Here is a 21,522-nt window from a genome sequence, read left to right as displayed (position 1 = left end):
CCGATGTCGGACCCGGCCATCGATCGTCTCGCCGGCCAGTGCGGCAATGCCGAGCAGGCGGCGCAGCAGGCACTGGCGTGGCTGCGCGACTACCCCGAACGGGTCGCCGCGCAACGCCCCGTGCTGGAGAAGGATTTCCGGCTGCAGGCGGTCACCGCCCGCAAATTGCGCGCGGCCGCGGCGCGACCGGTGGCGGTGGGGGTGTACGGCCTGTCGCAGGCCGGCAAGTCCTACCTGATCTCCACCCTCGCCCGCCCGCCCGGGCAAGAGCTGAAGGCGCTGCTCGACCAGCCGCGCGGCTTCCTCGCCGATATCAACCCGGAATCGGAGAAGGAAGCGACCGGCCTCGTCACCCGCTTCACCATGCGCCGCGAGGCCGCGCCGGCGGGTTTCCCCGCCCGGCTGCGCCTGCTCAGCGAGACCGACCTGGTGAAGATCCTCGCCAATTCCTGGTACTGCGACGCCCTCGATGCGACCAAAACCGAGTTGCCGGCAGCCGAGATCGAGAAGCTGCTGACCGCCTGCGAGGCCGAGGCCCGCGGTGCTCGCGCGCATGGCGAGCTGGCGCAGGAGGATATCTGGGACCTTCAGAGCTATGTGGAGCTGGAGTTCCGCCGCTTCCCCACGGCGGCCGCCTTCGCGGGGCCGTTCTGGGACCGGATGGCGGCGATGCTCCCGGTGCTGCCGCTGGCCCGGCGGGTCGAGCTGTACGAGCTGCTGTGGCACCGCTTCGCCCCGTTCACCGGGGTGCTGCGCCGGCTCGGCGGGCGGCTGCAAGATTTGCGCTTCGACCGCGAGGTGTGGGCGCCGATCAAGGCGCTGGTGCCGAAGACCGACAGCGTGCTGCGGGTGGATACGCTCGACCATCTCGCCGATGCCGACGGCCCACGCCTCGATATCCAGGCGCAGAACGGCGCCCGCTGCACGCTGACCCGCGCCGAGCTGACGGCACTGGTGGCCGAACTGCAGATCAGCATGGCCGAGCTGCCCTGGCCGATCTTCGAGAGCACCGACCTGCTCGACTTCCCCGGCGCGCGCGAACGCACCGGCAAGGACCACGCCGCCGAGATCAACGCGCGCTCTACCATGCTCGGCGAGTTCTTCCTGCGCGGCAAGGTGGCCTACCTGTTCGAGCGCTACGCCGCCGAACGCGAACTGAACGCGCTGCTGCTCTGCATCAAGGAAAGCAACAACCCGTACGACGCCACTATCCGCCAGTCGATCCGGCAATGGATCCACCGCACCCACGGCGAGCGGCCGGAAGACCGGGCGCGGGTGGAAACGGCGCTGTTCGTGGTGCTGACGCGGGTGGACATGCACTTCAACCGCACCCCCGGCCGCGCCGACGATGCTCCCTCGGGCGATTTGTGGGAGGCGCGCATCAAGGCCAGCATGCTGCAGCCCTTGCAGGAAGCAAAAGGCTGGCTGGACGAATGGCATCCGGGCACGCCCTTCCGCAACACGCTGCTGGCGCGCAACCCGGGCAAGTCGCAATCGCTCTCCGTGCTTGAGGACGGCAAGGAGGTCGGTTTCCAATCCGGCATTCCCGAAAAGATCGAACGCTGGGGCCGTGAATTCGCCGCGCACGCGGATGTCCGCCGCTACATGGACAACCCCGAACGCGCCTGGGCGGAAGTGTTCCGGCCGAACGACGCCGGCATGAGCTACCTGGTCGAGCGGCTGACCCCGGTATGCCGGCCGGAACTGAAGCTGCGGCAGGTAAGCAACCAGCTTGCCATGCTGCGCGAGGGAATGCGACGGCGGCTGGCGGAGTGGCATGTCAGCGACGACCTCGACGCCGAAGTGGCCAAGCGCCGCGCGGCGCTGCGCCCGGCGCTGGAAGTGGTGGAGGCGAACGGCGCCAATGGGCGCTTCGGCCTGCTGCTGACCATGTTTCACCTCGAGGCGGCGGAGGCGCTGCAGATCCTGCTCGGCAGCGAGGATGAGGCCGAGCGCACCGGCGTCACGGCGGAGGAACGGCCGAAGCCGATCAGCCTGCGCGGCCGCCTGCCGGGCGGCGCGGCGGCGCAGGCGCCGGACACGCCCTCGCCGCGCATGCAGGCGCTGGCCCGGGTGCTCGCCGCCGGCTGGATCGGCAAGCTGCGCCGCTTCGCCGCCGAGGCGGAACTGCGCGGCCATTTCGGCTTCGAGGCCGCGCAGGCCGACGCGCTGGTGGCCGAGATCATCGCCACCGCCGTCCGCTGCCGCCTGCCGGAGCGGCTGGCGCAGATGCTCCAGCGCACCAGCGGCGGCCAGCATTTCGTGCAGTCGGCCGAGCGGCGGGCGGTGCGCGCCTGCCAGATCGTCAACGAGCAACTGAACTTCGTCGGCCTGCGGATCGAGGGCATGCTGGCGGCGGAGCGGCCGGTGATCGGCGAGGACCCTGCCCACCCCGGCGCCAGGTTGCTGGCCTTCACTCCGCCCGCCCCGCCCGGCCCCGGCTTCGAGATCGGCCCGCAACCGGTGCCGTTCGGACCGATGTTCTGCCTCGGCTGGGTGGATTCGCTGGCCGACGCGGTGGAACGCAACGTGCGCGACCGCGAGGGCGGCGGAATGGTGGACCGGGCCGAGAACGATGCCCTCGGCGCCGTGCTGGCGCTGCTCCAGGAGAGCGCATGATGGAGTTCAGGATCGAGCCGGTCGAGGCCGACCCGGAAGGCGCGACCGGCGCCTTCGTGTTCACGCCGGCCCCGTTCGTCGGCGCCGAAGTGCGGGTACTGCTGGAAGCGCCGGCCCGCGACCGCAACAACCGGATCGGCCCGCATGGATGGTCGGTGTCGGGCGAGGGGCTGGCGGCACGACGGGTGGAGAAGCGCGGCAACGAATTGTGGGTGTTCTTCGGCCGCGAGATTTCCTTCTACATGCGCCCCGATGAGGCGGTACAGGTGACGCTGCTCGACACCGAGGCGGTGGGCGAGGAGATCTGGCCGCCGATCGCGCGCGGCGACGAAACCCCGCCACCGCCCTACCAACGCCCGGCGCCGACCCCGCCGCCCCCTCCGCCGGCGCCGGCACCGCCTCCTCCGCCGGCCCCACCCCTTCCACCACCAGAGCCGCCGCCGACAACGGAGCCGCTGCCAACACCGGAGCCACCGAAACCGGAGCCGGTGACGCCGAAGCCAGTGACGCCGGAGCAGCCGGTCAAACCCGTACAGCCGTCCTGGCCGCTGTGGGGTGCGCTGGCGGCGGTGCTGTTGCTGCTGGCGGCGGGCGGCGGCGCGTGGTGGTGGCTGCATCGCCCGGCGCCGTCGTCGCCAGAGGCCGCCGTCACGCCGCCCCCGCCCCCGGCGCCGGCCCCCGCCCCCGCGGCGCCGCCTGCCCCGGTCGCGCCGCCGGCGCCCCCACCGGCCGCCGCCGCGGCCGATCCTTGCCAGGACGCCGCCGCGGTGCTGGCGCGGCGCTGCCCACCGGAGCGGCTCGCCGCCCTGCCGGCGGCGCAGCAGACCGTGCTGGCCGACGCGCTGATGGCGCTCGGCGGGCCCGAGGCGGGCAACATCGCCGTGGCCCTGCTCGGTGCTGCCGGCAACACCGGCGATCCCGCCGCCATGCTGCGGCTCGGGCGGCTGTACGACCCGGCGACCTTCCGCGCCGGTGGGCCGCTCTCGGCCGCCAACCCGGCACGGGCGCTGGATCTGTACGGCCGCGCCGCCGCCGCCGGCAACACCGAGGCAAGCACCGCCCGCGAGACGCTGGTGGAACGCCTGCGCACCCTCGCACGCGGCAACGACGCCGAGGCAACGAAGGCCCGCCAGGCCCTCGCCGCCGCCGGCATCGCGCCCTGATCATCCCGGAGACCCGGCATGCACCGCCGCCTGTTCCTCGCCGCCGGCCTCGGCCTGACGCTGCCCCATCCCGGCGCCGCCGCCCCCCCCGCCGCGCCCCCGGCCGGCTCCCCCCCGGCCGGCGAGCGGCAGGCACTGCTGATCGAGGGAAAGCGCACCCTGCGCCAGCGCGCGCTCACCCGACCGGGGGCGGCACCGCGCCCGCAGCCCGGCGCAAGCGGGGCGCAGGCGGCGCTGCCCCCGCTGACGCCGCTGTATGTGTTCGCCCGCCGCCCCGGCCCGGACGGACAGGAATGGCTGGAACTCGGCCGTGCCCAGCGTGGGCCGACGCTCGGCTGGTTGCCGGCGACGGACACCATCCCCTGGGCACACACCATGACGGCGGCGTTCCAGAACCCCGCCGCCCGTGAGCGCACCCTGTTCTTCCGCGAACGCGCCGCGCTGATCGCCATGCTCGGCGGCGCCCATCCCGAGCAGGAAGCGCACGGCCTCGCCCTCGCCGCCGCGCGCCGGCCGGTGCCGGCGGACTTCCCGGTCACCGCCGTCGAACCGCCCGAGCACGTCGACATCAACCGGCAATTCTACCTGCTGCCGATCCTGCAGGCCGAGCAGATCACCTTCCAGGACGGGCGCGAGTACCGCGCGCTGGAAGTGGCGTCGATCCCGATCACCCAGGGGCCGCCGCCGGCACGGCAGGCATTCGGCGTCGGCATCGCCTTCGTGGTCGACACCACGTTGTCGATGGACCCCTACATCGAGCGCGTGCGCGCCGCCCTCAACGAGATGGTGCGCGCCACTGCCGGCACCGGCCAGAACACCCGTTACGCCCTGATCGGCTTCCGCAACAGCCTGGAGGCGCAGCCGCGGCTGGAATACGTCAGCCGCGTGTTCGCCCGCTTCGCCGACAACGCCGACCCCGCCAGCTTCGCCCGCCGCATCGCCGAGGTGCGGGCCACCAACGTCGACAGCCTCTCCTTCAACGAAGACAGCTTCGCCGCCGTGCTGGCGGCGGTGCGGGAACTGGACTGGGGCGACCTCGCCGCCCGCGTGGTGGTGCTGGTGACCGACGCCGGCAGCCGCGCCGCCAACGACCGCTTCTCCTCCACCCGGCTCGGCCCGACCGAGATCGGCGCGGTGGCGCGCGAGGCCGGGGTGGCGGTGATGGCACTGCACCTGCTCACCCCCGCCGGCGCCAACAACCACGCCTTCGCCGAGGCGCAATACAAGACCCTCACCGCCGCCCCCTTCCCGACGCTCGGGCCGCAATACTTCCCGGTGCCGGCGGGCGATCCGGCGGCGATGGACCGCATGGTCCGCCAGTTGCTGGCCTCGCTGCGCGAGGTCGCGGCCCAGCCCGGTGCCGCCGGGGCGCCCCCCGCCGGCGGAGGGGCACCGATCGGACGGCAGGCGGCGCTGCTCGGCCATGCCATGCGGCTCGACTGGCTCGGCCGGCAGAACCAGACCACCGCCCCGGCGGTGCTGCGCGGCTGGGCCGCCGATGGCTACCGCGCCGCCAACCCGCCCGAATGCCTGGAGGTGCGGGTCCTGCTGACCCGCAACCAGCTCAACGATCTGGCCCAGGCGGTGCAGATGATCATCGAGCAGGGCCGCGCCAACATGATCGACTCGAACGCCATGTTCGACCGGCTGCAAAGCGTTGCCGCGCATCTCTCGCGTGACCCGGAGCGGCTGCGCGAGCGCGGCCTGGAGAACCTCGGCGGCCTGCTCGGCGAGTATCTCGACGACCTGCCTTATCTCTCGGCGGTGGCGACGCTCGACCGCGACACCTGGCGCAGCATGCTCGGCGGGCCGCAGATCGAGTTCCTCGACAACCTGGAAACCCGGCTACGGGCCTATCGCGAATATAACCGCAGCGCCATCTGGACCAACATCAGCGGCGGCAACGATCCGGGCGAGGAAGTGTTCCCGGTGCCGTTGGCGATGCTGCCCTGATGACGGTTGCCTCCCCTTCCGGGGCGCTGCCCCGGCCCCGCCAGGGGGCGTTGCCCCCTGGACCCCCACCAAGGGCCGAGCCCTTGGAACCCAGGGGGTGCAGGGGTCTGCGACCCCTGCCGGGTCCAGGGCAGCGCCCTGGCGGGGTGCGGGGGCGGAGCCCCGCCTGCACAAGCAGTGCTCAGGCATGACCCATGCTCCGCCATTGCTCGACCTGCGCACCGCGGTGATTCGCCGTGGCGCCGGCGAGCATGCCTTCCGGGTGGAGGTGCCAGAGCTATGCCTGAGGGCTGGGGCGCGGCTGGCGCTGCTCGGCCCGTCGGGCAGCGGCAAGAGCACGCTGCTCGACCTGCTGGCGCTGGCGCTGCGCCCTGATGATGCTGCCGGTTTCACGCTGCATGTCGGCGGCGCGGCGTGTGACATCCTGGCCGGCTGGCGGCGCGGCACGCTCGATGCGCTGCGTGCCCGCCACATCGGCTACGTGCCGCAGACCGGCGCGTTGCTGCCGTTCCTCTCGGTGGGCGACAACATCGCCCTGCCCCGCCGCATCTGCGGCCTGCCCGGCCGGGCGCGCGTGGAGGCGCTGGCGGGGCGGCTCGGCATTGCCGGGCAACTGGGGAAGCTGCCGGCGGCGCTCTCGGTGGGGCAGCGCCAGCGCGCCGCGATCGCCCGTGCCCTCGCCCATCAGCCTGCCCTGGTGCTGGCCGACGAGCCCACCGCCGCGCTCGACCCGCCGCGTGCGGCGCAGGTGCTGGAGCTGCTGCTGGCCGAGACGGCGGCGGCCGGCGCGGCCCTGGTGATCGCCACCCATGACCACGCGGCGGTGGCGCGGCTCGGGTTGCCGGTGCTGGGCTTCGCCGTCGTCGCCGAGGGCGGGGAGACGGTGGCGCGCGCGGCAGCGGAAGCGGCGCCATGCTGATCCTGCGCCTCGCCCTCGCCGATGCCTGGCACGAGTGGCGCCTCTCTGCCTGCGCCGCCCTGACGGTGGCCGCGGTGGTGGCGCCGCTGCTGTTGCTGCTCGGGCTGAAGACCGGCGTGGTGGACCACCTGATGACGGCCCTGCGCAGCGACCCGCAATCGCGCCAGTTGGCCCTGCGCGGCCATGGCAGCTTCCCGCCCGCCTGGTTCGAGGCGTTGCGCGCCCGGCCCGATGTTGCCTTCGTGGCGCCCCGGCTGCGCCAGTTGGCCCAGCCGGTGGATGTCGCCCGCCCCGAGGACCCGGTGACCGGGCTGAACGCCGATCTCTGGGTGTCGGCCGCCGGGGATCCGCTGCTCGGCCCGGCGGCGACGGCGATCGGCCCGGCCAGCGTGGTGCTGAGCGCGCGGCTCGCCCGGCAGGGCCGGTTCGCGGTGGGGGACCGGCTGGTGGTATGGGCGCTGCGGCGCGGCCCCGAAGGGAACCGCCGCAACGACGCCACCGTGACGGTCGGCGCCATCGCCCCGGAGAGCGCCACCCAGAACGCCGTGGTGTTCGCGCCGCTGGCGCTCGCCGCCGGGCTGGAGCGGTTCCAGGAACGCGGCACCGACGCGGTCGCCGATGACTACGCCTTTCCCAGCTTCCGCCTGTACGCCCGCGACATCACTGACGTTGCTATCTTGGAACGTCTTCTGCTCGACCAGGGGCTGGAGGTGCGCACCGACGTGGCGCGGATCGAATGGACGCTGGAGATCGGCCGCAGCCTCTCCGCCCTGTTCGCCATCCTCACCGCCTGCGCCGCCGCCGGGGTGGGGGTGGCACTGGCGGCCAGCCTCGGCGCCAACGTGCTCCGCAAGACCCGCGACCTCTCGCTGCTGCGGCTGCTCGGGGTGCCGCCGCGCCGGCTGGCGGGCTTTCCGCTGGCGCAGGCGGTGGCCCTGGCCGGCGCCGGCACCGTGCTGGGGGCGCTCGTGGCCCTGACGGTGGGCGTGCTGATCAACCTTGCCTACGGCCGCGGCCTGCTTGGCGAGGACACGCTGTGCCGCCTCGCCCCCGGCGACCTGCTGGCGGCGCTGGGCGCGAGCCTAGCTTTGGCGCTGCTCGCCGGCGCGGCGGCGGCGCGGCCGGTGCTACGCATTGCCCCGGCGGAAGGATTACGGGAGACCTGACCATGCCTCGCTGCCATCCCGCGCTGCTGCTCGGCGCGCTGCTGTGCCTGCCGCTCGCCGCCCCGCGCGCCGCGGCCCCGCCCGCCCCGACCGGGGCGCCCGACTGGAACCCTCGCCCCGCCGAGGGCGACCTGATCGTGCCGCTGCCCTGCGAGCAGGCGCTGGTGTTCCGTCGCGTGCCGGCGCCGGTGGCCGACAGCCCGCTGTCGGACCGGCGGGAACTGCTCGGCGACGAACAGGCGAGCCTCCCCTATTCCGAGTTCGTGCACGAGGCTTTCCTGGCCGGCGCCTTCGGGCGCGGCGCCTCGGCGCATTTCTGGCTGGGCAAGTACGAGGTCACGCGCAGCCAGTACGTGGCGGTGACGAGCGGGTGCGAGGCGCTCGCCGCCCTGCCGGCCGAGCAGCGGCGGCTGCCGCAAGGCGGGGTGAGCTGGGCCGAGGCGATCCGCTTCACAGAAGCGGCCACCCAGGCGGCGCTGAAGCTGCGCGCGACGGCACTGCCCGCCGAGGGCGTGGCGCGCGCCTATGTCCGCCTGCCCACCGAGGCCGAGTGGGAATTCGCCGTGCGCGGCGGCGGCGCCGTGACGCCCAACGAATTCCGCCAGCGCCTGCCGCCGATGGACGAGCCGGTCACCGCCTATGCACAGTTGCGCCGGGTCGGCCGGCGGGCGCCGCCGCAGCCGGTCGGCCTGCTGAAGCCCGACCGGCTCGGCCTCTATGACATGCTCGGCAACGTCGCCGAGATGGTGCTCGACCCCTACCGCCTGACGCGCGGCGGGCGCGCGGGCGGACGGGCGGGCGGCATCACGGCGCGCGGTGGCGATATCGGCGCCGCCGCCGACACCATCCGCAGCAGCCTGCGGGTGGAATATCCGCCGGTGCAGGAAGACGGCTCCCCCACCGCCCCGGCGACGCTCGGGCTGCGGGTAGCGCTCGGACTGCCGATCCTCACCGACCTCACCGCCGACGGCGCGTTGCGCCAGGCCTGGGACCAGGAAACCGCCCGCCAGGACGAGGCGCTCTCGCCGGCCGCCGACCCGCAGGCATTGGCGCGCTCGCTGGAGGAGGCGATCAGTGATCCGGCGCAGCGACGGGCGGTGGCGGCGCTGCGTGGCGCGGTGGAGAACGAGCGCGCCAACCGCCTGCAGGCCAGCGAACGTGCCGCCCGCAGCGCGATCGGCGCCGGCGCCGTGCTGATCCGCGCCTTCCGCAACGAACATCGGGGGGTGCTCGGGCATCGCGCCTATCTGGCGGAAACCGAAACGGCGCTGCGGGGGCGGACGCTGACAGCGGCGGAAACCGACCGGCTGCAAACCGCCCGGCGCGCGGTGGAACAATACACCACCGCCCGCGACACCAGCTTCGCCGTGCTCACCGGCCTGATCCTGCAACAGACGGAACTCCCGCAGAAGCTGCTGCAGGCGCAACTGGCCGTGTGGAACAACGAGAACAGCGGGCCGGTGTTTGAAACCCTGCGGCGCTTCGCCGGCCTGTTCGTGGCCGAGGTGGCGACCGCCCGGAGCGGCCGCACGGTCACCCCGGAAGACGCGTACCGCCGGCTCGCCGGGGATATTCGTTAATAAACCAAAATTTTCCGCTCAAAAAAATCTACCTTCGGGGGATCTTTCCACCCATTTTTCAACTTCCAGTTATATTGGCGCTGCCTGTATAGTCGAAAACATACGATGCCACTCGTTAAGTAACGAGAAAGGATTAGCTGATGTCGACTATGATGAAGGCGTGCCCGCGCTCGCTGCGGCTGACGATGGCGGTGGCGCTGACGCTCGGCACCGTGGGGTGCTCGAATGTGCCACTCGCCGGGCAGGGCGCGCTGGTGGGCGGTGCCACCGGTGCAGCGATCGGCGGCATCGCCGGTGGCAAGAACGGCGCGCTGATCGGCGCCGTGGCCGGGGCAGCGGTGGGCACCGTTGCCGGCGCGGCGATGGACAACGAGCAGCAGAAATTCGCCAGCGTCGAGGACGAACTGCGCCAGCGCACGGCGACGGCGCAACAGGCAGCATTGCAGCAGCGCCAGGCCGCCACCTCGGCGGAGCAGGCGGCGCACCGCTACGAAAGCTCGCTGCGCGGCCTGCGCCGGCAGTGGCAGGCGAACCACGCATTGACCGAGCAGCAGCAGGCGACCCTCACCCAGGCAAAGGCCGAGCGCGACGCCGCCAGCGCCGCCGTGCAGCGCGGCCGCGCCCAGGCCCGCGCCGTCTACCAGCAGGTGGCCGATCTGAAGGCGAAGGGACAGGACACCTCGGGGCTGGAAAAGCAGGCCCGTGACATCCAACAGCAGACCGACCGCGCCCAGAACGGCCTCGACCGCCTGAACAAGAACATGGCAGGCATCGACGCGTGAAACGTTCGGCCGTTCTTGCGCTGACGCTCGGCCTCGCGGCCTGTGCCAATCAACCCTGCGATCCCCACCGGGATCGCAACATCTTCACTGTTGGGGGGTGCTTGGTCGGCGGCGGCTACCAGGCGCGCGTCGACCAGTTGCAGGTCGACCTCGCCCAGGTCGAGCAGGAGCGCAATGCGGCCGAACAAGATGCCCGCGCGGCGATGGCACGCCGCGACCAGGCGGCCGCCGCGCAGGCCCGGCTGCGCGTCGACATCGCCGATGAGCGCGCCCGCGTGCTGATGCTGCAACAGTCGATCGCGTCCGCGCGCAGCCGCGCCGGCGCCGACCAGAAGCGCCTGGCCCAGTTGCAGCAGGACCTCGGGCAATTGCGCGGCGAACAGGAACGCCTGCAGGCCGAGGCGGCCACCCGGCCGGACGCGCCCCCGCGCCTGCGTGAAGAGCAACAGCAACAGCAACAGCGCGTGCGGGCACTGGAACAGGCGGTGTTGCGAGCGGCGCCACGCGACTGACACCAACGGGACGGTTCTCCTGTCCCTTCCTCATCATCGCCATCGCCTCGTCGTTGGCGCTGAACGGCTATCCGGTCGTTCAGCGCCAACTGGAGGGTCAATGGCGGCGTGATCAAACCGCGCAAACCGAAGGTCCGCGCGGCCGAAATCCGGTCATGTGACGACCGCGGCGGTGCCAGCCTCCGCCGCGTCGGATGATGCGGCGTCGACAGACAGCACGGTGAGTCTCCTGATCCGGCCATCCTGGGTGGGCCAGTCGATCGACTGCCCCTCCGCCAGCCCTATCAGCCCGGCCCCAACCAGGGACAGCACCGAAATGCGCCCCGCGGCAATGTCGGCCTCGCCCGGGAGCACCACGCGAACCCGCCGTGTCTCGCCCGTGCTCGCTTCGCCGAACTCGACGACGGACCCCACGGTCACGATGCCGGCAGGCATCTGCCCCGCCGGCACCACATCGGCACGGTCGACCTCCTCCATCAGCAGGCGAGCGACCAGCGGACTGCGCCGCACCGCGGCCTCTGCCAGGGCCACCAGCCGGGTGTGATCCTCGACCGACATCAGCAACGGCGGGCGCATGGCGTCCGCCCTGGCTGTTTCATTCATGAAGCTCCTCCCTGCTTGTTTCGATGCCTCGCCTGAGGCACGGGGGGATATGTCACGCCACGCCTCACCTTCCCCCGACATGTGCGGCGGTCCGACGGCCTGCCCACCGTGAGGCGCGGACCAGGATCGTGGTGCACGGCCAGGACACACAGGACAACGCGGCGCCCGCCCGGTTCCGCCGCCTCGACCGATTGCCCGACGGAGGCGCCGAGCAACGCGGCACCGACCGGTGTCGTGACGCATAAAGTGAAGCCTTCACGGGCATCATCCCCGGGCGTCACCAGAACGCGGGATTCCGGCACGCCGTCCGCGCCGGCAAAGATCACCCGGGCCCCCAGGACTGCCACGCCCGATGACACGGCATCGGGCGGCACCACGCGACACCGGCCAAGCTTGTCGGTGAGCATCCATTTGACCGGATCCTCCGGATGGCGCCAGGACCGGGCCAGTCCCTTCAGGCAGGAATAGTCGGGCGCAGCCAGGACAGGCACCACGTCGGGATCTGGTTCCGGCAGGGCGTCCGCGGGAAGGTCAGGCAGGACCACAGGCCCGGGATCCCCTGAGGGGGGCCGCGAAGACGGTATGGACATGGTGGATTCTGTCCTTCCAAGTGACAGAGGCGCCCCAACCGGTGCGGCGGGGCGGCCACGCTTGATGCGTCTCAGAAATGAGGTCATCCCCAGGTTGGGGCGGGCGTCGGACGCGCACCGCCACAAACCTGGGGCTAGAGGCCCGCGATCAGGCTTCCCGCATGCGCCAGCCGGCGCCGGAATATCGCACTCACCCACACCATGCTGATTAGTTTGCCCACCAGACGGGTTCGGTCAAGTCACGCCGCCGTTCGAAGGAGGCTCCATGGCCGAATCCGGGACGCGCAACCGCTCCGGTCCAGCGGAAAGCGACGGAGCCCGGAAAGTGGAATATATTACAAAGTTGTAATGCGATGCCGCCGACCGAATGGGGAAGCGCCTGCGGGAGTGCGGTCCTTCGGGCAGGCGCGCTCTCCCTCGAAGCTTTCGATGTAAAGCTCGCGCCCGGTCTGGATCTCCGCCTCCGTGCCGCCGCATCCGGGGCATTGCAGCCGGTACGCGGCGGCCACCCAGCTACGATCACAGGCCGGGCAATGCGCCTGCACCGGCACCTCCTCGATGATCAACTGCGCGCCTTCAGCCAGGGTGTCCTCGGCGAACAACGCGAAGCAGCCGCGAAGCTGGCGTGATTCCAGCCCGCGCAGCCGGCCGACCTTCAGCCGCACCGAGACGATCCGGCGAATGCCGCTTTCCGCGGCCTTCTGTTCCAGGATCCGCATCAGCCCGCGCACGATGGCTGTTTCGTGCATCTCTTCGTCTCCGCTGTTCGCCGGCAGGGCCTGACCTAGCGCATCCCCGGTCCGGTCGGTGTCGCCCAGACGACACCCAAAAAGGTGAACCTGTCGGGAGCCTGACAGCGCCAGGCCCGCCATCGCGCGACTGTCCCGATGGCACTGGATGCCATGTGACCGGACGGAGATCCCGATGCTCTCGATGGGTGTGCTCGATCCCATGGCCTTGGCCTGGGTAGGCACCATATTTCTTTTGTTCGGCGAGGCTGCAGCACTCGCAAGCCTGCCGAACCTGCCGCGCGTCCTCCTCGTATCGACTGTCGCCGAAGTCGGCTATGTGCTGATCGGCCTGGGGCTGGGGGGACCGGCCGGCGAAACCGGTGCCTTCATGCATCTCGGCTACCAGCTGGTCATGCGCGGCCTGGTGGTCGTGATGGGGTGGTACCTGATCCGCCGCACCGGCTCCGCCAGCCTGAACGACCTTGCAGGCAGTGGCCACCGCATGCCGGTGCCCGCGACCCTGTTCGGCTTCGGCATGTTCTCCGTCATGGGGCTGTCGCCGTTCAAGGGATCGTACTCGAAGTTCCTGATCCTTTACGCGGCCATCGAGCAGGGCCATTGGCAACTCGCCGCCATCGCCACGGCCGCGACGATCCTTGCTGCTGTCTACTACATGCTGATCATCCAGCGGGTCTGCTTCGAGCAGCCGCCGCGGCGCATCGACCTCGCCCCGGTGTCACGGCAGGTGCTGCCGGTGGCGGCCGTGCTGGCCGGTGTCACGGCGCTGATCAGCTTCTGGCCCGTGCCGCTGCAGCATCTTGCCGAATGGCTTGCCGGCGTGACCGACGCCACGGCCGTGCCGGCCTTCGAGGCGCCCTGGGCCTCCCTCGTGCTGGTGCCCTATATCGGCGGCTTTCTTCTCTATGCGATCGGCCGCTTCTCGCCGCGCTGGCGCGACGTCGCGGCGGTGGCGCTGGCTGTCGTCACCCTGACCCTGGTGGCCGTCGACGACACGCTCGACCCGGCATCCCGGCTGTTCGCCCTGCTGTTCGCCGGCATCGCCTGCGTCATGGTGATCTACTCGCTCGGCTACATGGCCCATGCGGAATGGACCAACCGCTATTATTTCTTCGCCTTCCTCATGTTCGGCTCGCTCCTGGGCCTGGCAACGGCGCATGAGCTGGGGAATTTCTACGTCTATTGGGAGCTGATGACCTGGACCTCCTATTTCCTCGTCATCCATGAGCAGACCCGCAGCGCCCTGCGCGCCGGCCTGATCTACTTCCTGATGTGTGCCTCCGGTGCCTATGTGATGCTGTTCGGCATCCTCGTGGTGCATTCCGGAATCGGCTCCTTCGAATTCTCCGCGATCGCCGCCGGGATCGACCGGATTGCGCCGCTGACGGGCTTCCTGGCCGCCGCCTGCTTCTTCGTTGGCTTCGCCGTGAAGGCCGGCCTGGTGCCGCTGCATGCCTGGCTGCCGGTCGCGCATCCGCAGGCGCCTTCCTCGGTGTCCGGCCCGCTCTCCGGCATCCTGACCAAGGCCGGCATCTTCGGGTTCGTGAAGATCCTATATGCGGTTTTCGGCATCGGCGCGCTCGCGCGCTTCTCCACCGAGGCCATCGACCTGCGCACCATCCTGCTGATCCTTGGCTGCGCCACGCTGCTGTATGGTGAAATCCGCGCCCTGTTTGAAACCGAACTGAAGCGGATGCTGGCATTCTCGACGCTGGCACAGATCGGCGAAGTGGCCGCAATTCTCGGCATCGGCACGGCGCTGGCGACGGACGCGGCGTTGCTGCATGTCACCAACCACGCGGTCATGAAGATCCTGCTCTTCTATGCGGCGGGCGCCTTCCTGCTGCGCGCCGGCCTGCGCCGCATTGAAGACATGGCCGGGCTCGGCCGCGTCATGCCGCTGACCGCCGGCGCCTACGCGCTCGCCAGCGTGGCCATCATGGGGCTGCCACCTTTCTCCGGCTTCGTCTCCAAGTTCCTGATGATCTACGCCGCAGCCAGCAATGGGGATTACGCGGTTGCCGCGATCCTTCTGCTCGGCGGGATCATCGGCGTCGTCTACTACACGCGCGTCATCGGCGTGCTGTTCTATCGCCCCTATGCGGGGCCGACCGGCCTGCGCGAGGCGCCGGCCTCGATGCTGGTGGCCATGGGCGTGCTGGCCGCGGCCATTCTCCTGGGCGGCCTTGTCCCCGGATACCAGATTGATCTCGTGGCCCGTGTCGGCACGCTCGTCGCCCTGCGCGGCGGGATGGCCCCGGCGGTGCTGCCGAACCTCGTGACCGCCTGGCCGCTGAGCGCCAGCCTGGTCATGCTTGGCGCGATCGGCGTGCTGGCGATCGGCCGGGTTTCGGTCACCTGGGCCGGGCGGCTGGCCGTGGCGACCCTCGTGGTGGCGCTCGGTGTCGTGCTGCTGCAGGCCGGGCACGGCGATCTGCTCTCGGTTGGCTTCGCCGCCCTGATTGCCGGCGTTGCCGCGCTCAACATGACCCATGCCACGGCGTATCTCGCGCATGGCCATGCCCAACCCCGCTTCTACGCCGCCTTCCTCGTGATGGTCGCCGGCCTGCTCGGCATGACCACGGCCCCCGACCTGTTCACCTTCTTCGCCTTCTGGGAACTGATGAGCAGCTGGGCCCTGTGGGCGGCCATCATCCACGAGGAAACCGAGGAGGCACGGCGCGAAGGCTTCAAGTACTTCCTGTTCAACACGATCGGGGCAAGCTTCCTCTTCCTGGGCGTCGCCGGCCTCGCCGCCCGGACCGGGACTGTCATGCTCGGGGACATCGCGCCCGCACTGGCCGCGCTGCCGCCGCTGACGGCTGGGTCGATGGTCGGGCTAATCCTGCTCGGCCTGGTGATGAAGGCGGCAATGCTGCCGGCGCGGATCGACTACCAGATGCATCCGGCCGCCGCCCCGACGCCCGTGTCCGGCTACATCTCGGCCGTGCTGTTGAAGAGCGGCCCCTGGGCGGTGCTGAAGCTGTCCTTCGCCTTTGGCGGCGCGGCCGCCCTGGCGCGGTTCGGCGGCATGATCGGCGGCCAGCCCACCCTCCTCGCCGTGATCTCCGTCATTGCCGGCATCACCATCGTCTATGCCGGCGCGATGGCAATGGTGCAGAAGGGCATCAAGCTGCTGCTGATCTACTCGACGGTCTGCCAGCTCGGCTACGTGCTGCTGGCGCTGTCGTTCGGCACATCGCTGGGTGTCGCCGCCGGCCTGATGCACCTCGTCAACCATATGCTGCTGAAGGACACGCTGTTCCTGGTCGCCGGTGCGGTGATGGTGCACAGCCACGCCACCATGCTGGACGAACTGGGCGGGCTCGGCCGCCGCATGCCGCTGACCTTCGGCATGTTCCTCTTCGCCGGATTGTCGCTCTCGGGCATCCCGCCGCTGAACGGCTTCAGCTCGAAATGGATGATCTTCGAGGCGGCCTTCCAGTCCGGCCATTGGATGCTCGGCGTCATGGCGATGGTCTCGAGCCTCTTCACCCTGGCGGCCGTGCTGAAGTTCGCGCACGTGGCCTTCATGGGGACGCCGACCGCCAGGACCCTGAGCGCCCGCGAAGCGCCGATCGGAATGCTGGTTCCAATGGGGCTGCTGACGCTCGCGAGCCTGGCCGTCACCTTCCTGCCCGGCCTGGTGCTGGTGCCGATCTCCTGGATCCAGGCCGAACTGGGGCTTACCCCTGTCGCGGCGCGCCTGTTCGGCGGACTGCCCGGAGTCGATGGCTGGAACCCGAGCCTGCTGGCCTTCCTGATGCTGGTGCTGGGCCTTGCGCTGCTGCCCTGGCTCCGGCTCGGCCACCGCGCCGGGCTGGTACGCAGCGAGCCGCACAGCTGCGGCGTCACCACCCTGGCCCCGGATCTCACGCGGGTTGGCGCGGCGAGCCTCTTCGAAGACCCCGACGCCGCCATCCGTTCCCTGCGCGTGCCCGCACCGGCCGGGCAGGGCTGACAGGCCTGAGAGAGAAACGATCATGTCGATGCAACTCACGACGTTCGCGGCGGTGCTGGTGTTTCCTGGCGGCCTGTTCGCCCTGGTGCTTGCCCTGGCCCTGAAGGGCGTGGACCGCCGCGTCGCGGCCCGGCTGCAGGGCCGGGTCGGCCCCCCCCTGCTGCAACCCTTCTTCGATCTGGTGAAGCTGGGCTTCAAGCGCAGCATGGTGCCGACCAGCGCCTGCGAGGCGGTCTTCTTCGGCGCGCCGCTGGTGGGGGTCGTCTCCCTGCTGGCCGCCGCGGCGATGGTTCCGGTGGCCGGCCTCTACACGCCGTCCCCGGCCCTGGGCAACCTGCTGGTGCTGCTCTATCTCCTGGCAGTGCCGGGGATCGCGCTGATGCTCGCCGGATCGGCCTCCGGCTCGCCCTATGGTGCGATCGGCTTCTCGCGCGAGATGGTCATGATGCTCGCCTATGAAGCCCCCCTGGTGCTCGTGCTGGCCGCCGTCGCCCTGCGCACCGGCTTCGCCGAAGGGCACTGGGTGACGTTCTCCCTCACGGACATCGTCGCCTGGCAGCGAGCGCATGGCGCCAACCTGTTCGATCCGGTGATGTGGCCGGCCCTGGCCGCCTTCGCCCTGTTCTTCCCCGCCAATCTCGGCGTCGTGCCCTTCGACGTGCCGGAGGCCGAGACCGAGGTGCTGGAAGGGCCCCTGCTGGAATACTCCGGTCCTGCCCTCGCCTTGTTCAAGGTCATGTCGGCGCTGAAGGCCGCCGTGGTGCTGAACCTCGGGATCGCCCTGTTCCTGCCGATCGGCCCTGGCGGCATCGCCGGCCTGCTGGTCTGGCTGGTGGAAATGACCGCCCTGATGCTGCTCTCGGTCACGGTGGTCCGGCTCTCGGCGGCACGGATGCGCATCGATCAGGCGTTCACCTTCTTTCTCAAATGGGCCCTGCTGCTCGCGGCAGCGAGCCTGGCCGCCGTTGTTGCGCTCTAGGGGAGGACACGTCATGGACATCCTGACCCGCCTGAAGACGATGGCGACGAAATCGCCCTGGATCTACCGCATCAATGCGGGATCCTGTAACGGCTGCGACGTCGAGATGGCGACCGCCGCGCTGATCCCGCGCTACGACGTGGAACGCCTCGGGTGCCAGTACTGCGGCAGCCCCCGCCACGCCGACATCGTGCTGATCTCCGGGCCGCTGACACGCCGCGTGCTGACGGCCGCGCAACGGGTCTTCGACGAGGTGCCCGATCCCAAGGTGGTCGTGGCGGTGGGGGTCTGCCCGATCTCCGGCGGCATCTTCCGTGACAGCTATGCCGTCATGGCGCCGATCGACCAGTTCTTCCCCGTGGACGTGAACGTGCCCGGCTGCCCGCCGCGGCCACAGGCCATCATCGAGGGCATCGCCGAGGCCATCGGCATCTGGCGTGAGAGGTTGTGAGGACACGACGATGAACTTCCTGACGCTGTTCGCCCGCAACCTGCGCCATGGCCCATACACCGAAAGCTTCCCGTTCGGCCCGGCCCCGACGGCAAAGCGCTTCCGCGGACGGATCACCTTCGATGCCGCCTCCTGCGAAGGCTGCCGCGTCTGCGAGCGCGTCTGCCCCGCCGGGGCCATCCGCTTCGCGCGGACACCGGAGGGCATGACCTTCGATTGCTGGCACGACACCTGCGTCTTTTGCGGAAATTGCGAGTTCCACTGCCCGACCAAGTCGATCCAGCAGTCCGCCGACTGGCATCTCGCGCATCGGCAGGAGGCGAAGTTCACGCTGGTCGAGCACGGCCTGATCCCCAACCAGCCCTGCTCCGAATGCGGCGCCAAGGCGCTGGCCACGGCTCCCTCGGCGATCGCCGCCAAGCCGCCCCTTGTTCCCGAGGAGGTCGCGCATATGCGCACACTCTGCCCGAAGTGCCGGGCCAGGTTCCTCAAGAGCCGGAGGACCGGCGCATGAGCCGCTTCCCGGACGCCCTCGAATTGCAATTGCGCGAAGCGGCGCCGGCAGGCCTGCAGTTTGCCGCCAGCACCGACCGCCACGGTGTCACCGCGGCATGGTGCGACCTGGCCAGCAAGGACGACCTGCCGAAAGTGAGCGAACTGCTGCGGACGATCGGGGCCCGCCTGTCGATGATCACCGGCGCCCAGCCCCCGGCGCCGGAAGCCGAGGAGGACCAGGAGCCGGAAGAAGGGAAGCCCGCCGCCCCGCTGCCGGTGAATTTCGGCGGCACCCCGATGGACGGAACCACCTATGAGATCACCTACCAGTTCGATCTCGCGGGTGACACGCTCACCCTCACCGCCTTCGTGCCACAGGGCGGGGCGATTGCGTCACTGACCCCGCTGTTCCGTGGCGCCGACTGGCCGGAACGCGAGATCATGGAAACCTTCAACCTGGTCTTCGAGGGCCACCCCAACCCGGTGCGCCTGTTCATCGCCGATGACATCGAGCCGGCCGTGCTGGAACGCCTGATCCCGCTTTCCACCCTGGTCAACGCGGCCAGCACCAAGGACCTGTGGAACAAGGTGGCCAAGGCGGCCGCCGGAAAGGCCGCGCCATGACAAGCACATCCTCGACCTACACGATCCCGGTCGGTCCGCTGCACGTCGCCCTCGAAGAACCGATGTATTTTCGCCTTGACGTGCAGGGCGAGACCGTCCGCCATCTGGAGATCAATGCGGGCCATGTGCATCGGGGCATCGAGTACCTCGCCACCAAGCGATCGCTGTTCCAGAACATCGTCCTGACCGAGCGTATCTGCTCGCTCTGCTCCAACAGCCATCCCGAGGCCTTCGCCATGGCGGCCGAGCAGATCGCGGGCATCGAGGTGCCCGAGCGCGGCGCCTATCTGAGGGTTATCGCCGGCGAAGTGAAACGGATCGCCTCCAACCTGTTCAACGTCGCCATCCTCGCCCATCTCGTCGGATACGAAGCCCTGTTCATGCACATCATGCAGGTCCGCGAGATTGCCCAGGAGATCAAGGAAGCCGTCTTCGGCAACCGGATGGACCTGGGGGCGATGTGCATCGGCGGCGTCCGCTACGATCTCGACATCGAGACGACGGCCATGCTCATCCTCGGGCTCGACAAGCTGGCGGCGGAGATCGTCGGAATCGAGGACGCCTACCGCAGCAACGGCTCGATCCTGCGGCGCACCCGTGATGTCGGCGTCCTGTCGCACGAGGAAGGGCTTGCCTGCGGCGTGGTCGGGCCGGTGGCCCGCGCCACCGGCATCGACTACGATGTCCGGCAGATCGCACCCTACCATGTCTATGACCGTCTGCCGCTCGAGGTCCGGACGCGCACCGAAGGTGATGTCTGGGCCCGCGCGATGATCCGGTTGCACGAGGCGCGCAACGCCATCGAGCTGATCCGCGCCTGCCTTCATCAGTTGCCGGACGGCCCGGTCAATGTCGGCGAACGGCCTGACATTCCGCCCGGCCGCGGGGTGGCCAAATGCGAGGCCCCGCGCGGCGAGCTGATCTACTACCTGAAGACCAACAGCACGCCGAATCCGGAACGGCTGAAGTGGCGCGTGCCGAGCTTCATGAACTGGGATGCGCTCAAGTTCATGATGCGTGACGCCAAGGTCGCCGACATCGCCATCATCGTCAACAGCATCGACCCCTGCGTCTCCTGCACCGAGCGCTGAGGCCCACCGCATTCCCTGGCCGGCCAATCACGGCCGGCAGTCACTGAGGAGAGATCCCATGCCATTCGCCATCGACAACGAAGTCTGCAACGCCTGCGGCTCCTGCGAGGAGGTGTGCCCCAACAATGCCATCTCGCACAAAGGCAAGGTGTTCACGATCAATGCCGCCAAGTGCAAGGAATGCGTCGGGGACTTCGACGTGGCGCAATGCGCCGATGTCTGCCCATCCGGCGCCTGCGCGCTGATTGCTGCCTGAAGGGCGGGCCGGGGCCGGTTCCCGGTCCCGGCCGCCGCGGTTCACGACCACGGCTGCGCGGCCACTTACGCCGGAGGAGTACCATGGATGTCTATGAACAACTGATCCACGAAAGAGCGGAAGGACGCTCCTGCGCGCTGGCGACCATCGTCAACGTGGTCGGCTCCATTCCCTCCTATACATGTGCCAAGATGCTCGTCCGGGAAGACGGCACGATCGTCGGCACGATCGGCGGCGGCGCCGCCGAAGGCCGGGCCATCGCCATTGCCCGGGAAGTCCTGGAGACCGGCCGTCCGCAGATGATCTCGTTCAATCTGCACGAGAACCCGGTCCTCGATATCGGCATGGTCTGTGGCGGCAGCCTCGATATCTTCGTCGAAGCCATCCGGCCTTCCCCCACCGCCTATATCTTCGGCGGCGGCCATATCGGCTTCATCATGGCACGGCTGGCCAGGCTGGTGGGCTTCGAGGTCGTGGTGATCGACGATCGCCCCGAATTCGCCAACCGGGACCGCTTCCCCGAGGTCCAGGCGGTTCATGCGGGCGACCTCGCGGCCAGCATGGAGCAGTTGCGGCCGAACCGCAGCTCGCTGATCTTCATCGCCACCCGTGGCCATGGGCTCGACGGCCAGGCACTTGCCTGGGCGCTTGGAACCTCCGCCGGCTACATCGGCATGATCGGCTCGAAGCGGAAGGTGATCACCATCGGCAAGCGGCTGATGGCCCAGGGCATCCCGGCGGAGCAATTCCGTCGCGTGCAGGCCCCGGTCGGCCTGGACATCGGCGCCGACACACCGGAGGAAATCGCCATCGCCGTCATCGCGGAGATGATCGCCAACATACGCAAATCGGAAGGTGCCCGCCCGCTGGTCCGCACCATGGCGGACCTGATGGCCCGCGTGCCGGCATCCGGCCAGGTGCATCTGGTGGGCACGGACAGCGATACCGAGGAACTTGGCGCGGCCTGACCGGCCCGCCGTCGTCCTGGCTTTGGGTGTTCGGGACATATGTCCCTGGTGGAAGAGAGAA

Annotated in this window: 18 protein-coding genes; 16 read left to right on the top strand and 2 right to left on the bottom strand. The window is 70.0% G+C overall.

Translation table 11 applies throughout. The annotated features are described in order from the left end of the window. The first annotated feature begins 3 nt into the window (after positions 1–3). From NBY65_RS23675 to NBY65_RS23640, 8 genes are all read left to right on the top strand, one after another. Complete coding sequence (locus NBY65_RS23675; RefSeq protein ID WP_150040790.1) at positions 4–2,619, top strand: virulence factor SrfC family protein; 2,616 nt, start codon at positions 4–6, stop codon at positions 2,617–2,619. Continuing rightward, on the top strand, positions 2,616–3,782 hold the full coding sequence (locus NBY65_RS23670) for an SEL1-like repeat protein (RefSeq protein ID WP_150040791.1): 1,167 nt from the start codon (positions 2,616–2,618) through the stop codon (positions 3,780–3,782). Before NBY65_RS23675 ends, NBY65_RS23670 begins: the two co-directional genes overlap by 4 nt. 18 nt (positions 3,783–3,800) lie before the next feature. Further along, positions 3,801–5,735: a vWA domain-containing protein gene (locus tag NBY65_RS23665; RefSeq protein ID WP_150040792.1), complete on the top strand. Its 1,935-nt coding sequence runs from the start codon at positions 3,801–3,803 to the stop codon at positions 5,733–5,735. Positions 5,736–5,922: 187 nt separating this feature from the next. Next, positions 5,923–6,654 carry an ABC transporter ATP-binding protein gene (locus tag NBY65_RS23660; protein WP_150040793.1) on the top strand — a complete coding sequence of 244 codons (732 nt, stop codon included), beginning with the start codon at positions 5,923–5,925 and terminating at the stop codon, positions 6,652–6,654. After that, complete coding sequence (locus tag NBY65_RS23655) at positions 6,648–7,820, top strand: FtsX-like permease family protein (RefSeq protein ID WP_150040794.1); 1,173 nt, start codon at positions 6,648–6,650, stop codon at positions 7,818–7,820. Before NBY65_RS23660 ends, NBY65_RS23655 begins: the two co-directional genes overlap by 7 nt. A gap of 2 nt (positions 7,821–7,822) precedes the next feature. Next, positions 7,823–9,400: an SUMF1/EgtB/PvdO family nonheme iron enzyme gene (locus tag NBY65_RS23650; RefSeq protein ID WP_150040795.1), complete on the top strand. Its 1,578-nt coding sequence runs from the start codon at positions 7,823–7,825 to the stop codon at positions 9,398–9,400. Between the two features lie 140 nt (positions 9,401–9,540). Next, a complete protein-coding gene (locus tag NBY65_RS23645; RefSeq protein WP_239002780.1) occupies positions 9,541–10,182 on the top strand; it encodes a glycine zipper domain-containing protein in 642 nt (213 codons plus the stop codon). After that, a complete protein-coding gene (locus NBY65_RS23640) occupies positions 10,179–10,694 on the top strand; it encodes a hypothetical protein (RefSeq protein WP_150040796.1) in 516 nt (171 codons plus the stop codon). Before NBY65_RS23645 ends, NBY65_RS23640 begins: the two co-directional genes overlap by 4 nt. A gap of 153 nt (positions 10,695–10,847) precedes the next feature. Here NBY65_RS23640 and rnk read toward each other — a convergent pair whose 3' ends face one another. Then, a complete protein-coding gene (rnk, locus tag NBY65_RS23635) occupies positions 10,848–11,297 on the bottom strand; it encodes a nucleoside diphosphate kinase regulator (protein WP_150040797.1) in 450 nt (149 codons plus the stop codon). Between the two features lie 925 nt (positions 11,298–12,222). Next, the gene (gene hypA, locus NBY65_RS23630) at positions 12,223–12,759 is read right to left on the bottom strand and encodes a hydrogenase maturation nickel metallochaperone HypA (protein WP_203330473.1); all 537 of its coding nucleotides are present in this window, start codon (positions 12,757–12,759) and stop codon (positions 12,223–12,225) included. Between the two features lie 52 nt (positions 12,760–12,811). Here hypA and NBY65_RS23625 point away from each other — a divergent pair, with 52 nt between their 5' ends. The 8 genes from NBY65_RS23625 to NBY65_RS23590 all read left to right on the top strand — a co-directional run bounded on the left by NBY65_RS23625 (position 12,812) and on the right by NBY65_RS23590 (position 21,461). Further along, on the top strand, positions 12,812–16,597 hold the full coding sequence (locus NBY65_RS23625) for a proton-conducting transporter transmembrane domain-containing protein (protein WP_150040799.1): 3,786 nt from the start codon (positions 12,812–12,814) through the stop codon (positions 16,595–16,597). Positions 16,598–16,619: 22 nt separating this feature from the next. After that, a complete protein-coding gene (locus NBY65_RS23620) occupies positions 16,620–17,576 on the top strand; it encodes a respiratory chain complex I subunit 1 family protein (RefSeq protein ID WP_203330474.1) in 957 nt (318 codons plus the stop codon). A 13-nt stretch (positions 17,577–17,589) separates the two neighbouring features. Next, positions 17,590–18,027, top strand: a complete 438-nt coding sequence (locus NBY65_RS23615) for an NADH-quinone oxidoreductase subunit B family protein (RefSeq protein ID WP_150040800.1) — start codon at positions 17,590–17,592, stop codon at positions 18,025–18,027. 10 nt (positions 18,028–18,037) lie between these two features. Further along, positions 18,038–18,541 carry a 4Fe-4S binding protein gene (locus NBY65_RS23610; RefSeq protein ID WP_150040801.1) on the top strand — a complete coding sequence of 168 codons (504 nt, stop codon included), beginning with the start codon at positions 18,038–18,040 and terminating at the stop codon, positions 18,539–18,541. Then, a complete protein-coding gene (locus tag NBY65_RS23605) occupies positions 18,538–19,146 on the top strand; it encodes an NADH-quinone oxidoreductase subunit C (RefSeq protein WP_150040802.1) in 609 nt (202 codons plus the stop codon). Before NBY65_RS23610 ends, NBY65_RS23605 begins: the two co-directional genes overlap by 4 nt. After that, the gene (locus tag NBY65_RS23600) at positions 19,143–20,237 is read left to right on the top strand and encodes a hydrogenase large subunit (RefSeq protein WP_150040803.1); all 1,095 of its coding nucleotides are present in this window, start codon (positions 19,143–19,145) and stop codon (positions 20,235–20,237) included. Before NBY65_RS23605 ends, NBY65_RS23600 begins: the two co-directional genes overlap by 4 nt. Positions 20,238–20,295: 58 nt before the next feature. Beyond that, the gene (locus NBY65_RS23595; RefSeq protein WP_150040804.1) at positions 20,296–20,493 is read left to right on the top strand and encodes a 4Fe-4S binding protein; all 198 of its coding nucleotides are present in this window, start codon (positions 20,296–20,298) and stop codon (positions 20,491–20,493) included. An 83-nt stretch (positions 20,494–20,576) separates the two neighbouring features. Further along, positions 20,577–21,461: an XdhC family protein gene (locus NBY65_RS23590; RefSeq protein ID WP_150040805.1), complete on the top strand. Its 885-nt coding sequence runs from the start codon at positions 20,577–20,579 to the stop codon at positions 21,459–21,461. Positions 21,462–21,522 lie beyond the last annotated feature (61 nt).

The sequence above is a fragment of the Rhodovastum atsumiense genome, assembly GCF_937425535.1.
Lineage (GTDB): Bacteria > Pseudomonadota > Alphaproteobacteria > Acetobacterales > Acetobacteraceae > Rhodovastum > Rhodovastum atsumiense.
This window is presented reverse-complemented; position numbering and strand designations above follow the sequence as displayed.

Coding starts and splice junctions, on each gene's coding strand:
- NBY65_RS23590 (WP_150040805.1), top strand. CDS start 20,577: ATGGATGTCTATGAACAACTGATCCACGAAAGAGCGGAAGGACGCTCC.
- NBY65_RS23650 (WP_150040795.1), top strand. CDS start 7,823: ATGCCTCGCTGCCATCCCGCGCTGCTGCTCGGCGCGCTGCTGTGCCTG.
- hypA (WP_203330473.1), bottom strand. CDS start 12,759: ATGGCGGGCCTGGCGCTGTCAGGCTCCCGACAGGTTCACCTTTTTGGG.
- NBY65_RS23660 (WP_150040793.1), top strand. CDS start 5,923: ATGACCCATGCTCCGCCATTGCTCGACCTGCGCACCGCGGTGATTCGC.
- rnk (WP_150040797.1), bottom strand. CDS start 11,297: ATGAATGAAACAGCCAGGGCGGACGCCATGCGCCCGCCGTTGCTGATG.
- NBY65_RS23610 (WP_150040801.1), top strand. CDS start 18,038: ATGAACTTCCTGACGCTGTTCGCCCGCAACCTGCGCCATGGCCCATAC.
- NBY65_RS23615 (WP_150040800.1), top strand. CDS start 17,590: ATGGACATCCTGACCCGCCTGAAGACGATGGCGACGAAATCGCCCTGG.
- NBY65_RS23605 (WP_150040802.1), top strand. CDS start 18,538: ATGAGCCGCTTCCCGGACGCCCTCGAATTGCAATTGCGCGAAGCGGCG.
- NBY65_RS23625 (WP_150040799.1), top strand. CDS start 12,812: ATGCTCTCGATGGGTGTGCTCGATCCCATGGCCTTGGCCTGGGTAGGC.
- NBY65_RS23645 (WP_239002780.1), top strand. CDS start 9,541: ATGTCGACTATGATGAAGGCGTGCCCGCGCTCGCTGCGGCTGACGATG.
- NBY65_RS23670 (WP_150040791.1), top strand. CDS start 2,616: ATGATGGAGTTCAGGATCGAGCCGGTCGAGGCCGACCCGGAAGGCGCG.
- NBY65_RS23675 (WP_150040790.1), top strand. CDS start 4: ATGTCGGACCCGGCCATCGATCGTCTCGCCGGCCAGTGCGGCAATGCC.
- NBY65_RS23655 (WP_150040794.1), top strand. CDS start 6,648: ATGCTGATCCTGCGCCTCGCCCTCGCCGATGCCTGGCACGAGTGGCGC.
- NBY65_RS23595 (WP_150040804.1), top strand. CDS start 20,296: ATGCCATTCGCCATCGACAACGAAGTCTGCAACGCCTGCGGCTCCTGC.
- NBY65_RS23600 (WP_150040803.1), top strand. CDS start 19,143: ATGACAAGCACATCCTCGACCTACACGATCCCGGTCGGTCCGCTGCAC.
- NBY65_RS23665 (WP_150040792.1), top strand. CDS start 3,801: ATGCACCGCCGCCTGTTCCTCGCCGCCGGCCTCGGCCTGACGCTGCCC.
- NBY65_RS23620 (WP_203330474.1), top strand. CDS start 16,620: ATGTCGATGCAACTCACGACGTTCGCGGCGGTGCTGGTGTTTCCTGGC.